The sequence below is a fragment of the Metabacillus sp. B2-18 genome, assembly GCF_021117275.1.
Taxonomy (GTDB): Bacteria; Bacillota; Bacilli; order Bacillales; family Bacillaceae; genus Metabacillus.
On sequence record NZ_CP088245.1, the window covers coordinates 2,390,557 to 2,406,933 of the forward strand.

Below are 16,377 nucleotides of genomic sequence, written 5' to 3' on the forward strand. Positions count from 1 at the left end.
CTTGATGATGTTCAAAAATCAAATTTTTTCGTTAATACATTTTCCTCTGCCTTTGCAGCTTGAAAACTAATAGGAAAATTAGATAGCACTAGCATGGCACTTAATAATATTGCAGCATGCTTCCTACCTTTTCTCATACCTTTCATAAGTTCACTACCTTTCGTTATTGAAAATAGTCACCTTATGCCTTGTCGAGTTGAATGTATCCCTCCCTTCACCATTTTTGAAAACCCTTACAAAAGTACATAATAGATGTTGTCAGAATATTTAGATATATAAAATTCAGACATTCTCGTTTAAAAAACAGATATGATTTATAAGTAGTTCTTTTTGACTATCCAAATTTCTCTGGGTTATAAATCCTTTTTCTTAGTAACTTTGCAAATGTCATGACAAATGGATTAGTAAATCAGTACACTTATAGGAATTTTGTTTACATCCCTTTTTTATATCATTTTCTGATAAATCATCTTAAATTAATATTGGTTTAATCTCATTTTGAGATATATAATAAAACCAAGAAGTTCAAGAAAGGTTTACAAAGCATAACTTCTTTATATTAGGAGGATGTAAAATGAGCCAACAAGCTAGAGACTTTAAAGTGAATGATTTATTAAAAAAACATAAATTTAACGAAAAAGAAATCGCTGAAATGGATGATTCACAAATCGAATATTTTCACTGGCTCTATTTCGAAGATTCTGTTTATGATTATATGTAAGTGTTAAGATAAGAAATATAAAAGCTATTGTGCACATGTTGGCACGATAGCTTTTTTAATAGTTAAATATTAATAAGTTTTTTCCTTCATAGTGGCTATGAAGACCATTAGTGGTGGTTTTGGTAGGAGTTTTGGTCTTCATCGGGGTTATGAAGACCATTGCCGGTGGCTTGGATGAAAGAGTTATTCTTCATCGCAATTATGAAGACCATTAGTAGCTGTACCGCTAAAAGTATTAGTTATCATTTAGTTCATGATCAACAGTACGGGCTCTTTCCTTCCCACTTTTGTCGTTCATGAACCGACATTGCCTTCTTGCCTTTTTAGCTTTAAATTTAACGAAATCTACTATACTCTTTAATGAAATAATAAAAAGACCAGACCCCCAGTTAAGTAGATAACTAAGATTCTGGCCTTAAAAATATTCATCCTCTTAACTTCACATCATGCTTTTCTTCATACATCCTTTTATCTGCTACACTATATAGTTCATCCATGATTTCTCCATCAAGAGGATAACGACTAACACCAATACTAGCAGAAAGAGTCATTTGTCCTGAACCTGTTCGCTTCATCGGAATAGCTAATTGCTTGCGAATTTGCTTGATAATGGTTTCTGTTTTATCAATATTTAGTAACAAAACAAATTCATCACCGCCTAGTCTTGCGGTATGATGTTCAGCTCCAGCTGCTTCTTGTAAGATTGTTGCAAGGTATCGTATAGCATGATCGCCTGCTTGATGTCCTAATGTATCGTTTATTTTCTTTAATTTATTAAGATCTAGCAAAACAAGGTCAAACATTTCTTTTCTACTTATAAGCTCTTGAATTTTTATTTCAAAAGCAGCCCGATTGGATAATCCTGTTAAAATATCGTGGTATGCGAGATAATACTCATGTTTCACCTTATTTTTGGCTTCTGTAACATCTTTTACCATAACAAACTGAAGTGTCTTTCCTTCTAGTAAAATAAAGTCGGAATCAAACGACAATATTGTTTCTTCCCCTTTTATATTCACAAAAGAAAGTTCTTCGTCAGTAAGCCTAATTCGATTTTGAAAAAATGTTTGATGTGCTTTTATAAACTTTTCTTTATCAACACCATTTAAAAAAGACAGAATCGAATTTTGAATAAGTTCCTTATTGCTAACACCTAGATAATTGGCTACCTGAGGACTAGCCTCATGAACAACCGCATCTTCATCCATAAGGAGGATCCCTAGTGGAGATCGCTGAAACAAGATGTTATATCGTTTCTCATACGATGATAAATAATCATATTTTGACATACTAAGGAAAATGGCGTATGCCCAAAATAATGAACCGTGCGGAATTAAGAAAGTGATAAATGATAAATTCGTATTTTGTAAAAGGATGGAGCCTACCAACATCGTTAAGGTCCATACAAAAAATAAGATCATACCTTTGAACCATAATACTGCAGCTTGATTTCCCTTTTTCATTTCCTTTATGGTTAAAAATACGTTTACTATAAGATACGCAAAATCCACAATCCATAACAAGATCAGACCGGGACCTGGAATAAACATAGGTTTTAATGCGGTCTCATCAAATTCGTTTAACATCCATGAATCAAAAGGAATCGTTGCAATCACAACGATTCCTGGAATAAATAATAGCTTAAATAATTTCCCGTTTTTCATTTTATACATATTAGCATTGATTAAAAAAAGATGCAGGGATAACAAAGCACTAACGGCAATTGACCCATTTATCCAGTAAACAACAATTTTATCAAGATACTTAGGATAAATAAGGCTAGATGTAAATACCCCAAAAAACCATAGAGACGACGATAGAAAAAATAAACTACATGTAATATGCTTCCGACACTTTCGATTATGACCATAAACCATACCTGCCAAAAAAATAAAAATAATCGCAGGAATCAGATACATGATACTGAAAAAGAAAATTTGCAAAACCCTCACCTACTAATTAACACTAATATGTTATAATTTCTCGCTTATATTTTGGAACCCAATTTCATATAAAGAATACTGACAAAACACAAAAAAACTGCTTACACAGCAGTTTTTTGACATGATTTGTAACCCGGCTATCATGCTGTGCGTAGACCCGTGGCTTTGCGTCCTATGCTTTCACATAGTTTGCCAGAAATATATGATTAACTTCATTATAGTCTATTTTTACTAGGAATAAAATACTGTTAGATAGTAATGGGTTCTGCCAATTTATGACTTCTACATAAAAGCCTGAGATGTATATTGAGTATTGGTATATTACCCATTGAAAGAAGATTAGGCAAACTTCTTTAATTACTATTAATGAACCAACGCTTGACTCATTAATCATTGTAATTGAAACAGGACTTGAGCAACAAAACAAGGATTGGTCGCAAAAAAGCAGTACATTGAGATTGACGAGATCACCTCGTTAACGTTTAAAACATTTTTAAGCAATATGAACTGCAATTAGTTTTTCTCCAATCGTTAATTGATGTTTAGGAGAAGAAAAAGTAAGAAAGGAAAGAATGCACTCTTCCCTTTTTAATGTGGTTCAATATGGATATGAACTCTTTCGATATTATAAATGTCTCGGAGTCTTTCCTCGATTTTATCTGTAATACCATGTCCTTCTACTACGGAAAGAGTAGATTTCACAAACACGATCGCATCTACTGTTGTTTGATTTCCTGATACGCGAGCCTTTATATCTTTTACAAACGTAACTCCTGGTGTATTTTTAATCGTTTCTTCTATCTCTTTTAACTTTTCCGCATCAAAGCCATCTGTTAAATCATGAACAGCTTCTCTAAAAATCCCATATGCAGTATGAATGATAATCAGCCCGACAATACCCGCAACAATTGGATCTAAAAAGCCCCAGCCTAAATATGCTCCAACAATCCCAATTACGGCACCTATACTAACTAACGCATCAGAACGGTTATCCTGAGAAGCTGCATATAGTGCCTTACTTTCAAGTTTTTTGGATAAATTGCGGTTATATCGATAAACAAAAAACATAAAAATAGCACAAAATAACGCAACGAATGCCGTAAACAGCTGTGGTGTAGTCTCTGCCGGAGATCTTAGATTATTAAAAGCATCAACAATAACTTGTATACCAACTGTAAACATAATGATTGAAGCAATTAATGAGGCAATCGTTTCTGCTCTTGAATGACCATATTTATGATTTTCATCGGCAGGCTTTTGGGCAATCCTTAATCCGACTAAAACAGTTACAGATGCAATTACGTCTGTTAAGTTATTTAACCCATCAGCTTTTAATGCATCTGAATTCCCAATATAACCGGAAATTAGTTTAACTGTAGATAGAAAAACATAAGCGGCTATGCTAATCCATACACCTTTCTCGGCTTTCTTTAAATTTGTATTTTCCATCATTTCCTCCTACTACGACCTGAAACTTATGTAAGTATAGTAATTAGCTTTTATTGGGTATTTTATTACTGTGAGGAAATGGAGCATTAAAAAATAAAAAAAAGCAACTATCATATCATAGTCGCTTTTTCAACATCTTTTCCTCTTCCAAGATAAATTCAACGATTTCCTCAAGTGTTAATTTGTCACTATGCTGAATGGAAATCCCCTTTTTCATTAATTCACTGTCTAGGTTAGAAAACTGATTTGTTACAACTTCAATCGATGTGCTATTAATAGTGTTCACACTCACTATACTAGGATGATTTTTCAACTCATTTGGTAATTCAGTAATCCACAATCTCGCCCATTTTTCATGAATTTCATCTTTTTCAAAAGAATGAAGAATGTTTCCTTTTTCTAATATCGTAATATAATCACAGATTTGTCTCACATCGTCCATATTGTGAGTTGCCAGAACAATGCTTTTCTCTCCATCCTCCATAAAGTGAATTAAATCTTCTTTTAGCTTTCTTTGTGACATAATATCTAGGTTTGCTGAAGGTTCGTCTAATAAAAGGATGTCTGGGTTATGACAGATAGAGAAAACAAATTCTACTTTCTTTTTTGTCCCTTTTGAACATTTACCAAATTTCTCATTTTCGTTAATGTTATATCTGTTTATGAAATGAGTATAACGATCATGATCCCAATTTGGATACCAACGTGAAATTAGTTTAGCAAGCTCTTTTACTTTAAGAGAAGAGAATGGTTCAAATAAATCACCAATATACCCTATTCTTTGCTTCGATTCTGTTTATGTTCTCTCCAAACATAGAGATTGTACCTGCTTCTGTTTGCAAAATATTCATTAACAATCTAAAAAACGTGCTCTTACCTGATCCATTACCACCTAATAACGCTACAGCCGTTCCTTTTTCCAAAGTGAAATTAAGAGGTCCTAGCTTAAAGTGTTTAAACTTCTTTTCTAATCCTTTTACTTCTAAAACTGAGGTATTCATCTTTCATTCCCCCGTCTAAAAATCTTTTAACACTTCTTCAAAAATAATCCGAAGCTCTTCCTTTGTTGCCCCTAATTGCAATCCCTGTTCAATTGCTTTCTGTAGTGCATCATAGACAACTTTTTCTCTTGTTTCTTTTTTATGTGGTTCCTCTATTTCTCTAACAAACGTCCCCTTACCTTGGACTGTTTTAATATATCCGCTTGTTTCAAGATTTTGGTAAGCTCTTCTGGTTGTAATCACACTGCATGATAGTTCACTGGCCAATACTCTAATAGATGGCAGAGGAGTGCCTGGTGGTAGCTGGCCACCAACAATTAATGTTTTTAGCTGGTATTCAATTTGATGATAAATGGGTTCTCGACTATCCTCTGATACACGAATAGGAAGCTTCATGCCTACCCCTCCATCCTACAAATAATCCTTAGTAGATAAGCGTTTTGTTAACAAAGCATGCCATAAAACGCATCCTACCATTCCGATGAAAAGAAAGAGAAAAGCGATTGGCCAACCTATATGGATTGAAAGAGATATGGTTAATTCAACAATTCCTTTTTCAATAATTGAATAATAAAAGTAAAAAGCAAATACTAGGATAACAAATAAAAGATAAGGAAAAAGATGTAGTACTTTTCCGCTCGTCCCATATTCCAAATAAGTGTGAAATCCTCCTAAGGCCAGAGCATAGCCTAACCAAATAACGATAAATATGAGGTAATCATTTATCGTGAAATAGTTAAATAAAAGGTCTGCTAAAGAGTAAGTAATCGTAGAATAAAAAACGATGCTCAACAGAAATAATGTGATAAGCATTAAAATCGTCCGGCTTAAAGCGAGAACTTTGATAGGAATTGGCAGTGAACGATAAACAGCCATGCGCTTATTAAAAGGATCATCTTTTATTGCCTTATAGTTCAAATATGGACCAGACATAAAGATCGTTGCTAACGCAGGTGTAATCACAATAAACATAAAATCGATGAAAAAGAATCTGTCATTCATACTTTCTGTATCCATTACATTCATAATCGACTGTTCTAAACTAAGAGAAGAAATACCTCCAAAAAAGATCGTTACTAAGATGGAAGCTCCTAACTGAAGTTTATTAAACTGTAATTCTTTAAGAGCTAACCAAAGGGCATCTTTTAGCAATTTCATCTCTCCTTTTTATCAAACTACGTATCAGTTATTTTCAATTAAGTCTTCAAAAAAGCCTCTGTCCTCATACCCTAAGATATCTACGCCGAAAAGAGATAATACTGCAAACACTAACCCCCAAACGACAATACTAGCAACCATCCAGATAGACGTTTTTTTCTTTGTTCCGCCAAATGAAATACTCATAAAAGCTGTTAAATGACTACCAACAAATAAAGGGCCAATGAATGCTAAACCTGGTAAACCATATTTTTTCCATAAGTTTTGAGCACGTAATGCCCTTTTACTTGGGTTTTTCTCCTCATCTTCACCTTTTCTTTTTCTTCTCCACTCTTTAATTTTGTTCACAAAAAGAATTAGCAATAAAACCGTTAAGATGTTACCAAGTAATGCGATTAAAATGGAAGGCACTGCCGGTAATCCAGCAATAATCGCTAATGCAATCACTCCGTACCCTTCAAAAAATGGGACTGCAGCTAAAACAAAAACAACTAAATATGCCCAAAGCAACTCCATAAATTCCATAATAAATAATCCCCCTAAACTGTTAAAGTGTGTATATCTATATACACACTTTAACACCAAAACAAACAAAACACAAGGAGAATCAAGGGGACAGGTTCCTTGTCCCAGCTGCTTATTAATTCAGTTCTTAAACTCATCTAACCTCGCAAAAAATTCAATCAGAAACTCATAAAATAACTTTTCTGTTGGTAAAAGCACCCGATCTTTAGGAGTAATCACTCCAACTGTCCTAGTCACATTTGGTTCAGCTAACGGTATTTTGACTGTTGATCGTGGTAAGCTATCAACCAAGGTAACTTCTGGCATGAGGGTAACCCCTAACCCTGCCGAAACAAGTCCCTTCAACGCATCAATATCATCCCCCTCAAAAGCAACATTCGGCTTAAAACCAAGATTTTGACATGCTTGAACAACCATATCGCGGAAGACGAATCCTTGTGGTAATAAAACAAAAGGCTCGTCCACAAGCTCTAGTAATTTTATAGACTTCTTTTTTGCAAGACGATGATTAATTGGCAACAATGCCACGACATTTTCTGTAAATAGTGCTTTTCGATTAATTTTCTTCTCTTCTAGAGGTAAAGGACCAATTAGAGCAAGATTAAAATCCCCTTTCACCACACCTTCGATTAAATCACGATAAAGAGCTTGTTTAAGCTGAAACTTAGCCTCTGGATAACGCATTCGAAATGCATAAATCACTGTTGGTAAGGTGTACGCGGCTAAACTAATCGGAAATGTAATCCGGATCGTCCCTTTTTCGGGATCTAGGTATTCCTCAACTTCACGCCTCGCTTCATCCACAACATTCATCGCATGCTTCATCCGTTCATAGAATATCTTTCCAATCGGTGTTAAATGAACTCTTCTTCCCTCCCTAATAAACAAATCAACACCAAGCTCACTCTCTAAATTAACAATTTGTCTGCTTACAGAAGATTGGGCAACATGTAAAGAATCTGCTGCTTCGGTTACATGCTCACGATTAGCAACTTCCATAAAATAACGGATTTGTCGAAAATCCATCTTATATCCTCCCTCTATAATCAATGCAAAAAACGCATTAATATTATCGTTTCTTTATATTGATTCGATTATTTCTTTAATTATAAAATATTTCATAATAACAATTCTTTAAATATTAGGAAAAAAAGAAAATAATTTATACGGAAAAAGGTGAGTAAACCATGAAAACAATTGAAAAACATCAAGAAGCGTTTACTGAAAGTGTTCATCATTACGTCGATCAAGTATTTGAAACAGTAAAAAGGCGTAATCCGAATGAAAGTGAATTTCATCAAGCAGTCAAAGAAGTATTCGATTCTTTAAAACCAGTTCTTGCGAAGAATCCACAATATATTAAGCAAGGAATTCTTGAAAGAATTGTTGAACCTGAAAGAGTGATTTCTTTCCGTGTGCCATGGGTTGATGACCAGGGAAATGTAAAGGTAAACCGTGGATTCCGTGTTCAATATAACAGTGCAATTGGTCCTTATAAAGGTGGATTAAGATTCCACCCTTCTGTTAATGCAAGCATTGTTAAATTTTTAGGCTTTGAGCAAATTTTTAAAAATTCCTTAACAGGTCAGCCAATTGGTGGAGGTAAAGGTGGCGCAGACTTTGATCCTAAAGGGAAATCAGATGGAGAGATCATGCGTTTTTGTCAAAGCTTTATGACAGAATTAAGCAAATACATTGGGCCTGATACGGATGTTCCAGCCGGCGACATCGGTGTTGGAGCTAGAGAAATTGGCTATTTGTTTGGGCAATACAAAAAAATTCGCGGTGGATATGAAGCTGGCGTGTTAACTGGAAAAGGAATTGGTTATGGCGGTAGCCTAGCTCGTAAAGAAGCAACAGGATATGGAACAGTATACTTTGTGGAAGAAATGCTACAAGATGAGAATTTAAGCTTCCAAGGCAGTACAGTTGTTGTTTCAGGCTCTGGAAATGTATCAATTTATGCAATGGAAAAAGCGATGCAGCTAGGAGCTAAAGTTGTCGCATGTAGTGACTCTAATGGCTATATTTATGATCAAAACGGAATTAACTTAGACACAGTGAAACGCTTAAAAGAAGTTGAAAAGAAGCGCATTAGTGACTATGTAGTGGATCATCCTGAAGCAATTTACACAGAAAATTGCTTTGGCATTTGGACGGTTCCTTGTGATATTGCCCTACCTTGTGCCACGCAAAACGAAATTGATTCAGCTTCTGCTTCTCTATTAGTTTCTAATGGTGTAAAAGCCATTGGTGAAGGTGCAAATATGCCATCAACATTAGAAGCGGTTGAAATTTTCTTAGAAAACAACGTACTTTTCGCCCCTGCTAAAGCAGCAAACGCTGGAGGTGTGTCTGTTTCAGCGTTGGAAATGGCGCAAAACAGTGCAAGATTATCCTGGACCTTTGAAGAAGTTGATCAAAAATTACAGGATATTATGAAAAATATCTATCTTAATAGTAAAAAAGCTGCTCAAGATTACGGCACTCCAGGCAACCTTGTTGTTGGAGCGAATATCGCCGGGTTTGTTAAAGTTGCAGACGCGATGATTGAGCAAGGTGTGATTTAATTTTTTAAGTCTTGTGGTCATGTATTTCATCACTTAGATGTGATGAAATACATGACTTTATTAATTTCTACACCTCCTTTCCCCTTTAAATGACTACTCGAACAAATCTATTTAACAAACAGAAATTTTCCCTTTAGAAAGTAAAGTTTTTAATGTTACACTAGAAAGGCATAAATGGAAATATCAGGAAATGAGGATTTTTATATGGAAGAAATTATCTTAACAATTATGGTGTAAAAACTGTCTTAAATGGGGTGTCTTTTCAAGTAAAACGTGGCGAAATCATTGGATATATTGGTCCAAATGGAGCTGGAAAAAGTACAACTGTTAAAATCATGCTTGGGATAGTTGTAACTTATTTCCCTTATATTCTACAAAGACCTTAGCTAACAATAGACCATCTTCTACTCTTAACTCCATTTACGACCTCTTACACCAATAACAAATTTTTCAATAACTTCTGGTTTCTCTTTAGAAGTATGAGAAGCTAGGGGGACAGGTTCCTTGTCCCAAAATATAAAGTGTAGTTCCACATCAATAAAGTAGGATTGTAAAGCACTTACATGCGTAATATGAATTAATTCATATTAAAGCCCAATGAAAGACTGAGATATTCCTCTGTCTTTCATTGGGCTTTTAATGTAGACTCCACAGCGATTACCCACAACATTTCTTATACTTCTTCCCACTTCCACAAGAACACCGGTCATTTCTACCCACTTTTATTACTTCCCCACTTTTGCTATTGTTCTTATTTCCTGGTAATGGTTGTAGATGTTTCTTTTCTACTTTAGATAATTCTGTTGAGGTGTGGCCTTTGAGAAACCATTCTCTTGTGTTGTTCATTAGAAAAATAACTCTGTCAACTAATTTATGGAGAGTTTCCTCATTTTCAAATTCAAGCATCTTACTTAAATATTGTAGAACATCATTAGGAGAATCACCGTTCTTTGTTGCATATACACACTCTTTTGCAATTTGATCTGCATCTGCCTTATTGATTTTGAAGTTTTCTGTTAGAAAGCTAACTAATTGAACATAACCTTTATTTCGCTCAACAAATTCATATTCACCAGCTGTTAAAAGTTGCTCTTTTGTAACCGGGTAAAATGGAACACGCTTTCTCAACGTGTGTTCCTGCAACACTTTCTTTTGATCAAACACTCTTAAGTGAGAGAAACCATCTTCATCTATATAAAATTGCTTGTGAAAATCATTTGCATCATGGATAACTTGAAAATAATCCCGAAGATTCAGAGGTTCTTTTGTATACTTTTCAAGCATTTCTATTAATTGATCCACATCTAATGTTCCATAATAGTATAATAGACCGCTTGTAAGCTTGATCCAATTCGTATTCCTTTTAATTGTCGTCCTTGCTTCAAGATTACCTTTTAATGTTGTAATTTGTTCAATAAGTTCAGTTGGAACAGCAAGAATCTTCTTTCCTTCATGAACTCCCGTATAAATTAGTCCATTTGCACGAAAATATCTGATTTGTTCATCCTCAATGTTCAGTGCTTTGCTTCGACCTTCTTTACTAGCAATATTCGATAATAAATTAAAACGCTCATTATCCCATAACAGATAGATCCTCTCTAGATAATGAGGAATTTCTTCTACAAGCAAATCAATAAGCTTGTCCTTTTTCAAGTTACTTACATTTTTAATTTGCAAGGTTTTTCTTATCTCATCAAGCTCATATTTTGTATATTTACCTAGGCCTTCCTTTAATGAAAACGGAACCTTTATTTCGCTCCAATACTTTTTATACTGTTTTTCCTCCTCCTGTCTTCTATAATCCTTTAACCCCGCTAACATATTTAGCATTGCATCTTCTAATTTCTTATCTGTTTTGTTGTTCATGTTACACACCTACTTTCTATAATTGTCCTATAAATAACCAAACATTATGTTAAGAAGATGATTCTCTTCTTCTTTCATTCGTTTAGAAATAATAGCTTCAATCTCAGTAATAAGTCTAAGATATTGGTATTCCTTGTCAGTTGGTTTATATCCATACATGTCATTGACCATGTATTCTTCATCTTCAATACAGATAGCATGCTGATATTTATTTTCAGTTTTCATCATCAATGCTTCAAAAACATCATCTGAATGATCATTTAATTCACCTGTGAGTGCTAAAATGGGACTACTTTTTTTATTAAATTTGTAGATGAATTTTAATGCATATAAAGGTTGATCTTCGAGATTAGTAATCAGATAGGTTTGACCACGTATAGAGAAAAATAGATATTCATTTTCTTCTTTAAAAACTACACATTTTACTTTTAGTAATTTAATAAAACGATTGTGATGAGGCTTTACATCAAGGAAATTTTCTTTCCCTTTTCCCTTACTCTTGCATTCCTTACAAATATGCTGCCGATGTCCTTTGCCACTAAACTTCTCATTAGCACGGTATCGATCACAGCCAAAACAGTAATGCCCATGTTTCTTTTTTCCCATTGTTACAACTCCGACCTATCAATCTTCTTCCTTGAACTTTTTTCTTATTAAGATATTTACTCCTATTGTGTTTTATTATCTATGAATAATCTATCAAAATAAACATAAAAAGAAGCATGAACCGTATTTTCATTAATTAAATTTCATCATTTCCCCAAAATAATTCTGTCTTTTCTTTTTGAATCAGCTCTTTGCTCGGCCTGCTATCAAAGTAACAATCAAATAACATATTAAGTAATTTTATTCTCTCACCATTATCCATTTCTTCAATTGTTTTCATTATTTCATCAGCAGTCATTTTTACCACCTCATATACAGTATTATTTATATACTTTATTTTACAATGAAACAATCATCCAAATACAACTAAATGTGAGTGTTAAAAAAGTAAACCAACGAAACCTTATCATTTTAAAAACGTATAAGTATGTAAAACCAATGATAGTTTATGTTTTGCGCTATAAGGAGATGTAGTTTATGTTAGGTCTAAATATAAAAAAATCAAATAACATAGTGAGTATTAAGTGGCAGTTAACGAAGGTGGAAATCCCGACATCTGAAATTATCGATGTATCTGAGGAAAAAGAAGCTATTAGAATTGGCACACCATACGGAACTACTGATAGAGTAGTAATTAAGACAACGAAAAAGACTTATATTCTTTACACCACAAATCCTACTTCCATCAAAAACAAAATACTGTCATAAAAGGAAAATATAATAGAAAAAAGGCATACAAAGAAATCTTGTATGCCCCCCCAAACCTAAACCATAACTTCCTTCTTCAAACTCTCTTCCTTCACCAACTTCTTCACAAGCTGATCAATCTTTTCGATTTCCGCACTTGAATTCTTCCACCAATTTCGGCTCCAAATTCTCGTAATTTTCCACCCTTTTGTCTCCAAGAATCTTTGTCTATAAACATCTCGCTCTTTGGCAGATGGTGCACTATGGTACATCGCCCCGTCACATTCAATACCGATGATATATTTCTCCGGTTGGTTTGGATGCACAACGGCTAAATCAATTCGATATCCAGACATGCCGATTTGGGTATCAACCTTATATCCTAGTTTTGTTAGAGCTGAGTAGACTTGTTCTTCAAAAGGTGAATCAAATACTAGATTGCTTTCTTGCTTCTTCGTGTTTTGGTTTTCATTGAGCTTTGTTAAAACAGCTTCAATTTCATCCTTTCTTACATGTGATACAGCTTTTGCGTATTCCATGTAGCTTTTAAGGAACTTTGGTCCTTCATTTTTTGTAGAGCTAACGCTAAGTTCGCTTGGTTCGATGCTTGTGACAACGTGAATTTCTTCCTTTGAACGTGTCACCGCAACGTTTAAGCGATTTTCTCCGCCCTGTTGACCGAGTGAACCAAAACGATTATAGACTCTTCCCTCTTGATTTTTCGCATAGGCAATCGAGAAAATAATAATATCTCTTTCGTCCCCTTGGACATTTTCAATGTTTTTCACAAAAACTCGTTCATCCATGTCTCTGCTCATGATTTGCTGGTACAACACACCGAACTGTTGATCTTCTTCTACTTGAGCATCGATGATATCTTGAATTTTATCTTGTTGCTTTGCGTTAAAGGTGATGATTCCAACTGTTTTCGATGGGTGTTGAAGAACTATTTTTTTTAACAAATCAACAACCGCTACTGCTTCCACTTCATTACATTGGTTAATCCAGCGTCCGTCAACTTTATGCCATTGAATCGCTGCTGGCTGACGCAATGGTTCCACGTTTGGTGCGATTTGGATATTTCCATTGTAGTAGGCATGGTTTGAAAAGTTGATTAACTCCTCTGATTTTGATCGGTAATGCCATTGCAGCATTTTTTCAGGCAGTGAACGTTTTGCCAAGTTCAACAGACTTTCCGATTCTTTAAAATCATCAACTTCAGCATCATCTTCGTCGTCTGAGATCACACCTCTAAATAAATTAGAAGGAGGTAATTGCTTTTCATCTCCGGCTACAACCAGTTTCTCAGCTCGAAATGCTGCTGGAAGTCCATTTTCTACTGTACATTGTGATGCTTCATCAAAAATAACAATATCAAATAGTTCCTTTTGCAATGGGAAAATGGCAGAAACTGTTTCAGGTGAAGTTAACCAAATTGGCATAACATCTAAAAGGCCATTTAATGAAAACTCCCGAACGAGTTTTCTTACGGGCCAGATCATTCTTTGCTTCCCAGTTTGATGCTTTAATTCTCTCATCGCTTTACTATTCGATTGCTTAACAGAATTTAATTTTTTCAAAAGGCGATTGATCAGCACTTTTACTGTGAGCTCTCGCTTTTGGAGTAATAGAACTTTAAAATCTTCTCGTACTTTCTCCATTTCTTCTGTTCCAATTTTCGTTAGAATTGGATGCTTTGATTCAATGCCATCAATCCAATGAATAAAAGCTGATTGTCTCACAATATCGACCCATTCATCAGAAAGCTGTTTATGAATGTTGTTAGACGTTTTATCTTTTAGCATATCAATCATTCTTTTAATATTCGGCAAAAACTCATCATACTCACGATCCATGTTCCGCAAATCTTCAAAGTCTTGCAGAATAAATTCATGTTTCTGCTCAATTTCCGTTAAAGGAATATCTCCCTTAGAAATTCTCTCATTATATTTTTTTACTAGTTCATCGTTAAAATAAGCTTGTAATGATTTAATTTCAGTTGACATTTTTTCCGATACTTGAGAAAGGTCAAACAAAATTTTTAAGCTTTCTCTAATTCGTGGCCATTCTTTTGATGAAGTTCCTTTGAATTTTTCACCGTTCAAAAGTTCTTCAACAATCGTTTTTCCAGTAAAAGAAGTCCACCACCATAAACGCAGCTTTTGTAAGGTTCTTTTTTCATCTGGATTCAAATCATCATAAATTTTTTCTAATTTATCGTTAATCAACCAAGTGTATTCTGGAGTAATATCATCTTGATCAAATTCATTTAAATAAGAAATACTTGTCTTTGCTTTTTCAATCACATTTTTTAAAATTTCCACAATCGTCAGTCGATCTTTGAGCTCTAATGTAGCAAATGATTTTCTTTCCTTTAAAGGATAATCATCACTTCCGAATCGGCTGTAATACGTTCCATATGAAAAAATCTTCATTAACACATCATCTAAATTGTCTTTCGTTAAAGAATGAAGAATTTCTTTTAACTCCAAAATCACTTCGATTTCATTAATCGGTTTTCCTAATGAATATAAATCAAACGCCTTATATCCATGAGGCTGCACCTCGTATAAACCCTTTGCGATTGCATTTAACTTTGATTCATATTCTTCTATTTTGGACGAAAGCTGAACCAATTCATTTTCATGGTCACTTGCTAGTTTTTCATCTTCTAGTAACGTGTTTAACTTTTTATACAATGGTTTCCGATCATTTTTTTCATCATGTAATAACGCAACATGTGAGGATAATCCTAGTGCTTCTAAGCGCTGATAAACAACATCAGTGCGGCTCTTTTTTGACAAACTAAAAGCACACGTTTATCTTGAGAAATCGAATTCGCGATTAAGTTCACAATGACCTGCGATTTACCAGTCCCTGGTGGCCCATGAACAACTAAACCACGATTGCGATCTACCTCATTAATAATTTCTTCCTGTGATGCATCTGTATCAAGAACAAAAAACTTCTCTTTTTCCGGCTTCGTCTCTATTTCTTTAGGCGTACTACCTTCGTCAAAATCAGACGTTTTTAAATCCTCACCAGCATTCAGTAATTCACTTAAAATCCCTAAATCAGCCTGTTCATCTTCTGTTGCCAATATCAAATCTTCATAATCCTTTAATAGCGCTGAATTTCCCTGAGGATAATTCCCTAATATCGCCATATTATCTAATTGAAATTGCCCCTTTTGAAATTCCGGAATTTCACTTTGTTTATAATCTTTAAACTTCTCAAGCTCCTGTTGATTGTTCCAAAGAATGTTAAAGGAATACTCTTTTAACCACGTAATTAACTTTAAAAAGTCAATAGATTTCGCTTGCTCTTCTGCTTCATCATAAATTTTCTCGTCAAGATCTAATCCGCTAAATTTTTTGAATGCTAAAATAAGTGTACGATTCAACTGAGGCTCGCCCTCATCAACATCCAGCTTCCACTGCGTACCGTTCACTTTTTCTCTCTCAAGCTTGACTGGATATAAAAACAAAGGAGCGCGTACATATGTTCCATCTAACATACAGCCAGATACGAATGGATATCCTACATACAGATCATATAACCCTGTTTCTTCCTCGATTCCCTTTACATTACGATATAAAGAAGTCAACTTCCCAGATTGAACCAAAGAGTCATCATTAGAAACATCTTGCTTTAACAACACAACATGTCCTTTTCCTTCAACTACTCGATCAACAACCGTTTTGGCATCTACTTTTTGCTTTAACTTATCAATCGAACTAATATCAAAAGCCCATTTATCATATAATTTCAAGGTCCGAATTGACCTGTTGCGTTTACTTAAATCATTTAATCGATCTTTTAATTGAGTTAATTTATCCTTCATCTTTTAC

At 34.4% G+C, this 16,377-nt stretch carries 16 protein-coding genes, 2 pseudogenes and 1 riboswitch; of the genes and pseudogenes, 4 read left to right on the forward strand and 14 right to left on the reverse strand.

Features of this window, described 5'->3' with window-relative positions:
* Positions 1 to 11: 11 nt before the first annotated feature.
* Positions 12 to 146: a hypothetical protein gene (locus LPC09_RS27355; protein WP_269217430.1), complete on the reverse strand. Its 135-nt coding sequence runs from the start codon at positions 144 to 146 to the stop codon at positions 12 to 14.
* Positions 147 to 574: 428 nt separating this feature from the next.
* Here LPC09_RS27355 and LPC09_RS12060 point away from each other — a divergent pair, with 428 nt between their 5' ends.
* Positions 575 to 721 (forward strand): hypothetical protein, encoded by a 147-nt coding sequence (locus LPC09_RS12060; protein WP_162987329.1) that lies wholly within the window; start codon positions 575 to 577, stop codon positions 719 to 721.
* A gap of 425 nt (positions 722 to 1,146) precedes the next feature.
* Here LPC09_RS12060 and LPC09_RS12065 read toward each other — a convergent pair whose 3' ends face one another.
* From LPC09_RS12065 to LPC09_RS12100, 8 genes and pseudogenes are all read right to left on the reverse strand, one after another.
* Positions 1,147 to 2,664 (reverse strand): sensor domain-containing diguanylate cyclase, encoded by a 1,518-nt coding sequence (locus LPC09_RS12065; RefSeq protein ID WP_141549690.1) that lies wholly within the window; start codon positions 2,662 to 2,664, stop codon positions 1,147 to 1,149.
* A gap of 124 nt (positions 2,665 to 2,788) precedes the next feature.
* Positions 2,789 to 2,868: riboswitch (cyclic di-GMP riboswitch) on the reverse strand.
* Between the two features lie 384 nt (positions 2,869 to 3,252).
* Positions 3,253 to 4,113 carry a cation diffusion facilitator family transporter gene (locus tag LPC09_RS12070; protein ID WP_098797534.1) on the reverse strand — a complete coding sequence of 287 codons (861 nt, stop codon included), beginning with the start codon at positions 4,111 to 4,113 and terminating at the stop codon, positions 3,253 to 3,255.
* Between the two features lie 115 nt (positions 4,114 to 4,228).
* A complete protein-coding gene (locus LPC09_RS12075) occupies positions 4,229 to 4,636 on the reverse strand; it encodes an ATP-binding cassette domain-containing protein (protein WP_231309577.1) in 408 nt (135 codons plus the stop codon).
* Between the two features lie 75 nt (positions 4,637 to 4,711).
* Positions 4,712 to 5,114 (reverse strand): annotated as a pseudogene (locus LPC09_RS27610) (ATP-binding cassette domain-containing protein); the annotation flags it as partial.
* Positions 5,115 to 5,129: 15 nt separating this feature from the next.
* Positions 5,130 to 5,510, reverse strand: a complete 381-nt coding sequence (locus LPC09_RS12085; RefSeq protein ID WP_231309579.1) for a GntR family transcriptional regulator — start codon at positions 5,508 to 5,510, stop codon at positions 5,130 to 5,132.
* Positions 5,511 to 5,525: 15 nt separating this feature from the next.
* Positions 5,526 to 6,266 carry a hypothetical protein gene (locus LPC09_RS12090; protein WP_098798506.1) on the reverse strand — a complete coding sequence of 247 codons (741 nt, stop codon included), beginning with the start codon at positions 6,264 to 6,266 and terminating at the stop codon, positions 5,526 to 5,528.
* A gap of 30 nt (positions 6,267 to 6,296) precedes the next feature.
* Positions 6,297 to 6,797 carry a small multi-drug export protein gene (locus LPC09_RS12095; RefSeq protein ID WP_098798507.1) on the reverse strand — a complete coding sequence of 167 codons (501 nt, stop codon included), beginning with the start codon at positions 6,795 to 6,797 and terminating at the stop codon, positions 6,297 to 6,299.
* A 120-nt stretch (positions 6,798 to 6,917) separates the two neighbouring features.
* Positions 6,918 to 7,823: a glutamate biosynthesis transcriptional regulator GltC gene (locus LPC09_RS12100; protein ID WP_231309580.1), complete on the reverse strand. Its 906-nt coding sequence runs from the start codon at positions 7,821 to 7,823 to the stop codon at positions 6,918 to 6,920.
* Positions 7,824 to 7,984: 161 nt separating this feature from the next.
* On the opposite strand from LPC09_RS12100, the gene gdhA reads away from it, so the two are divergent.
* Both gdhA and LPC09_RS12110 read left to right on the forward strand, forming a co-directional pair.
* Entirely contained in the window at positions 7,985 to 9,367 is a 1,383-nt protein-coding gene (gene gdhA / locus LPC09_RS12105; RefSeq protein ID WP_231309581.1) for an NADP-specific glutamate dehydrogenase, read from the forward strand.
* A 224-nt stretch (positions 9,368 to 9,591) separates the two neighbouring features.
* Positions 9,592 to 9,726, forward strand: a pseudogene (locus tag LPC09_RS12110) (ATP-binding cassette domain-containing protein); the annotation flags it as partial.
* A 298-nt stretch (positions 9,727 to 10,024) separates the two neighbouring features.
* Here LPC09_RS12110 and LPC09_RS12115 read toward each other — a convergent pair.
* From LPC09_RS12115 to LPC09_RS12125, 3 genes are all read right to left on the reverse strand, one after another.
* Positions 10,025 to 11,233 carry an SEC-C metal-binding domain-containing protein gene (locus LPC09_RS12115; RefSeq protein WP_231309582.1) on the reverse strand — a complete coding sequence of 403 codons (1,209 nt, stop codon included), beginning with the start codon at positions 11,231 to 11,233 and terminating at the stop codon, positions 10,025 to 10,027.
* 27 nt (positions 11,234 to 11,260) lie between these two features.
* Entirely contained in the window at positions 11,261 to 11,839 is a 579-nt protein-coding gene (locus LPC09_RS12120; protein WP_231309583.1) for a hypothetical protein, read from the reverse strand.
* Positions 11,840 to 11,975: 136 nt separating this feature from the next.
* Entirely contained in the window at positions 11,976 to 12,137 is a 162-nt protein-coding gene (locus tag LPC09_RS12125) for a hypothetical protein (protein WP_231309584.1), read from the reverse strand.
* A 179-nt stretch (positions 12,138 to 12,316) separates the two neighbouring features.
* Here LPC09_RS12125 and LPC09_RS12130 point away from each other — a divergent pair, with 179 nt between their 5' ends.
* Entirely contained in the window at positions 12,317 to 12,547 is a 231-nt protein-coding gene (locus tag LPC09_RS12130) for a SunI/YnzG family protein (protein ID WP_231309585.1), read from the forward strand.
* Positions 12,548 to 12,603: 56 nt separating this feature from the next.
* Here the strand turns inward: LPC09_RS12130 and LPC09_RS12135 are convergent, their stop codons facing one another.
* Together LPC09_RS12135 and LPC09_RS12140 are read right to left on the reverse strand one after the other, a co-directional pair.
* A complete protein-coding gene (locus LPC09_RS12135; protein WP_231309586.1) occupies positions 12,604 to 15,330 on the reverse strand; it encodes an AAA domain-containing protein in 2,727 nt (908 codons plus the stop codon).
* A complete protein-coding gene (locus LPC09_RS12140; protein WP_231309587.1) occupies positions 15,288 to 16,370 on the reverse strand; it encodes a DUF4011 domain-containing protein in 1,083 nt (360 codons plus the stop codon). Before LPC09_RS12140 ends, LPC09_RS12135 begins: the two co-directional genes overlap by 43 nt.
* Positions 16,371 to 16,377: the final 7 nt, after the last annotated feature.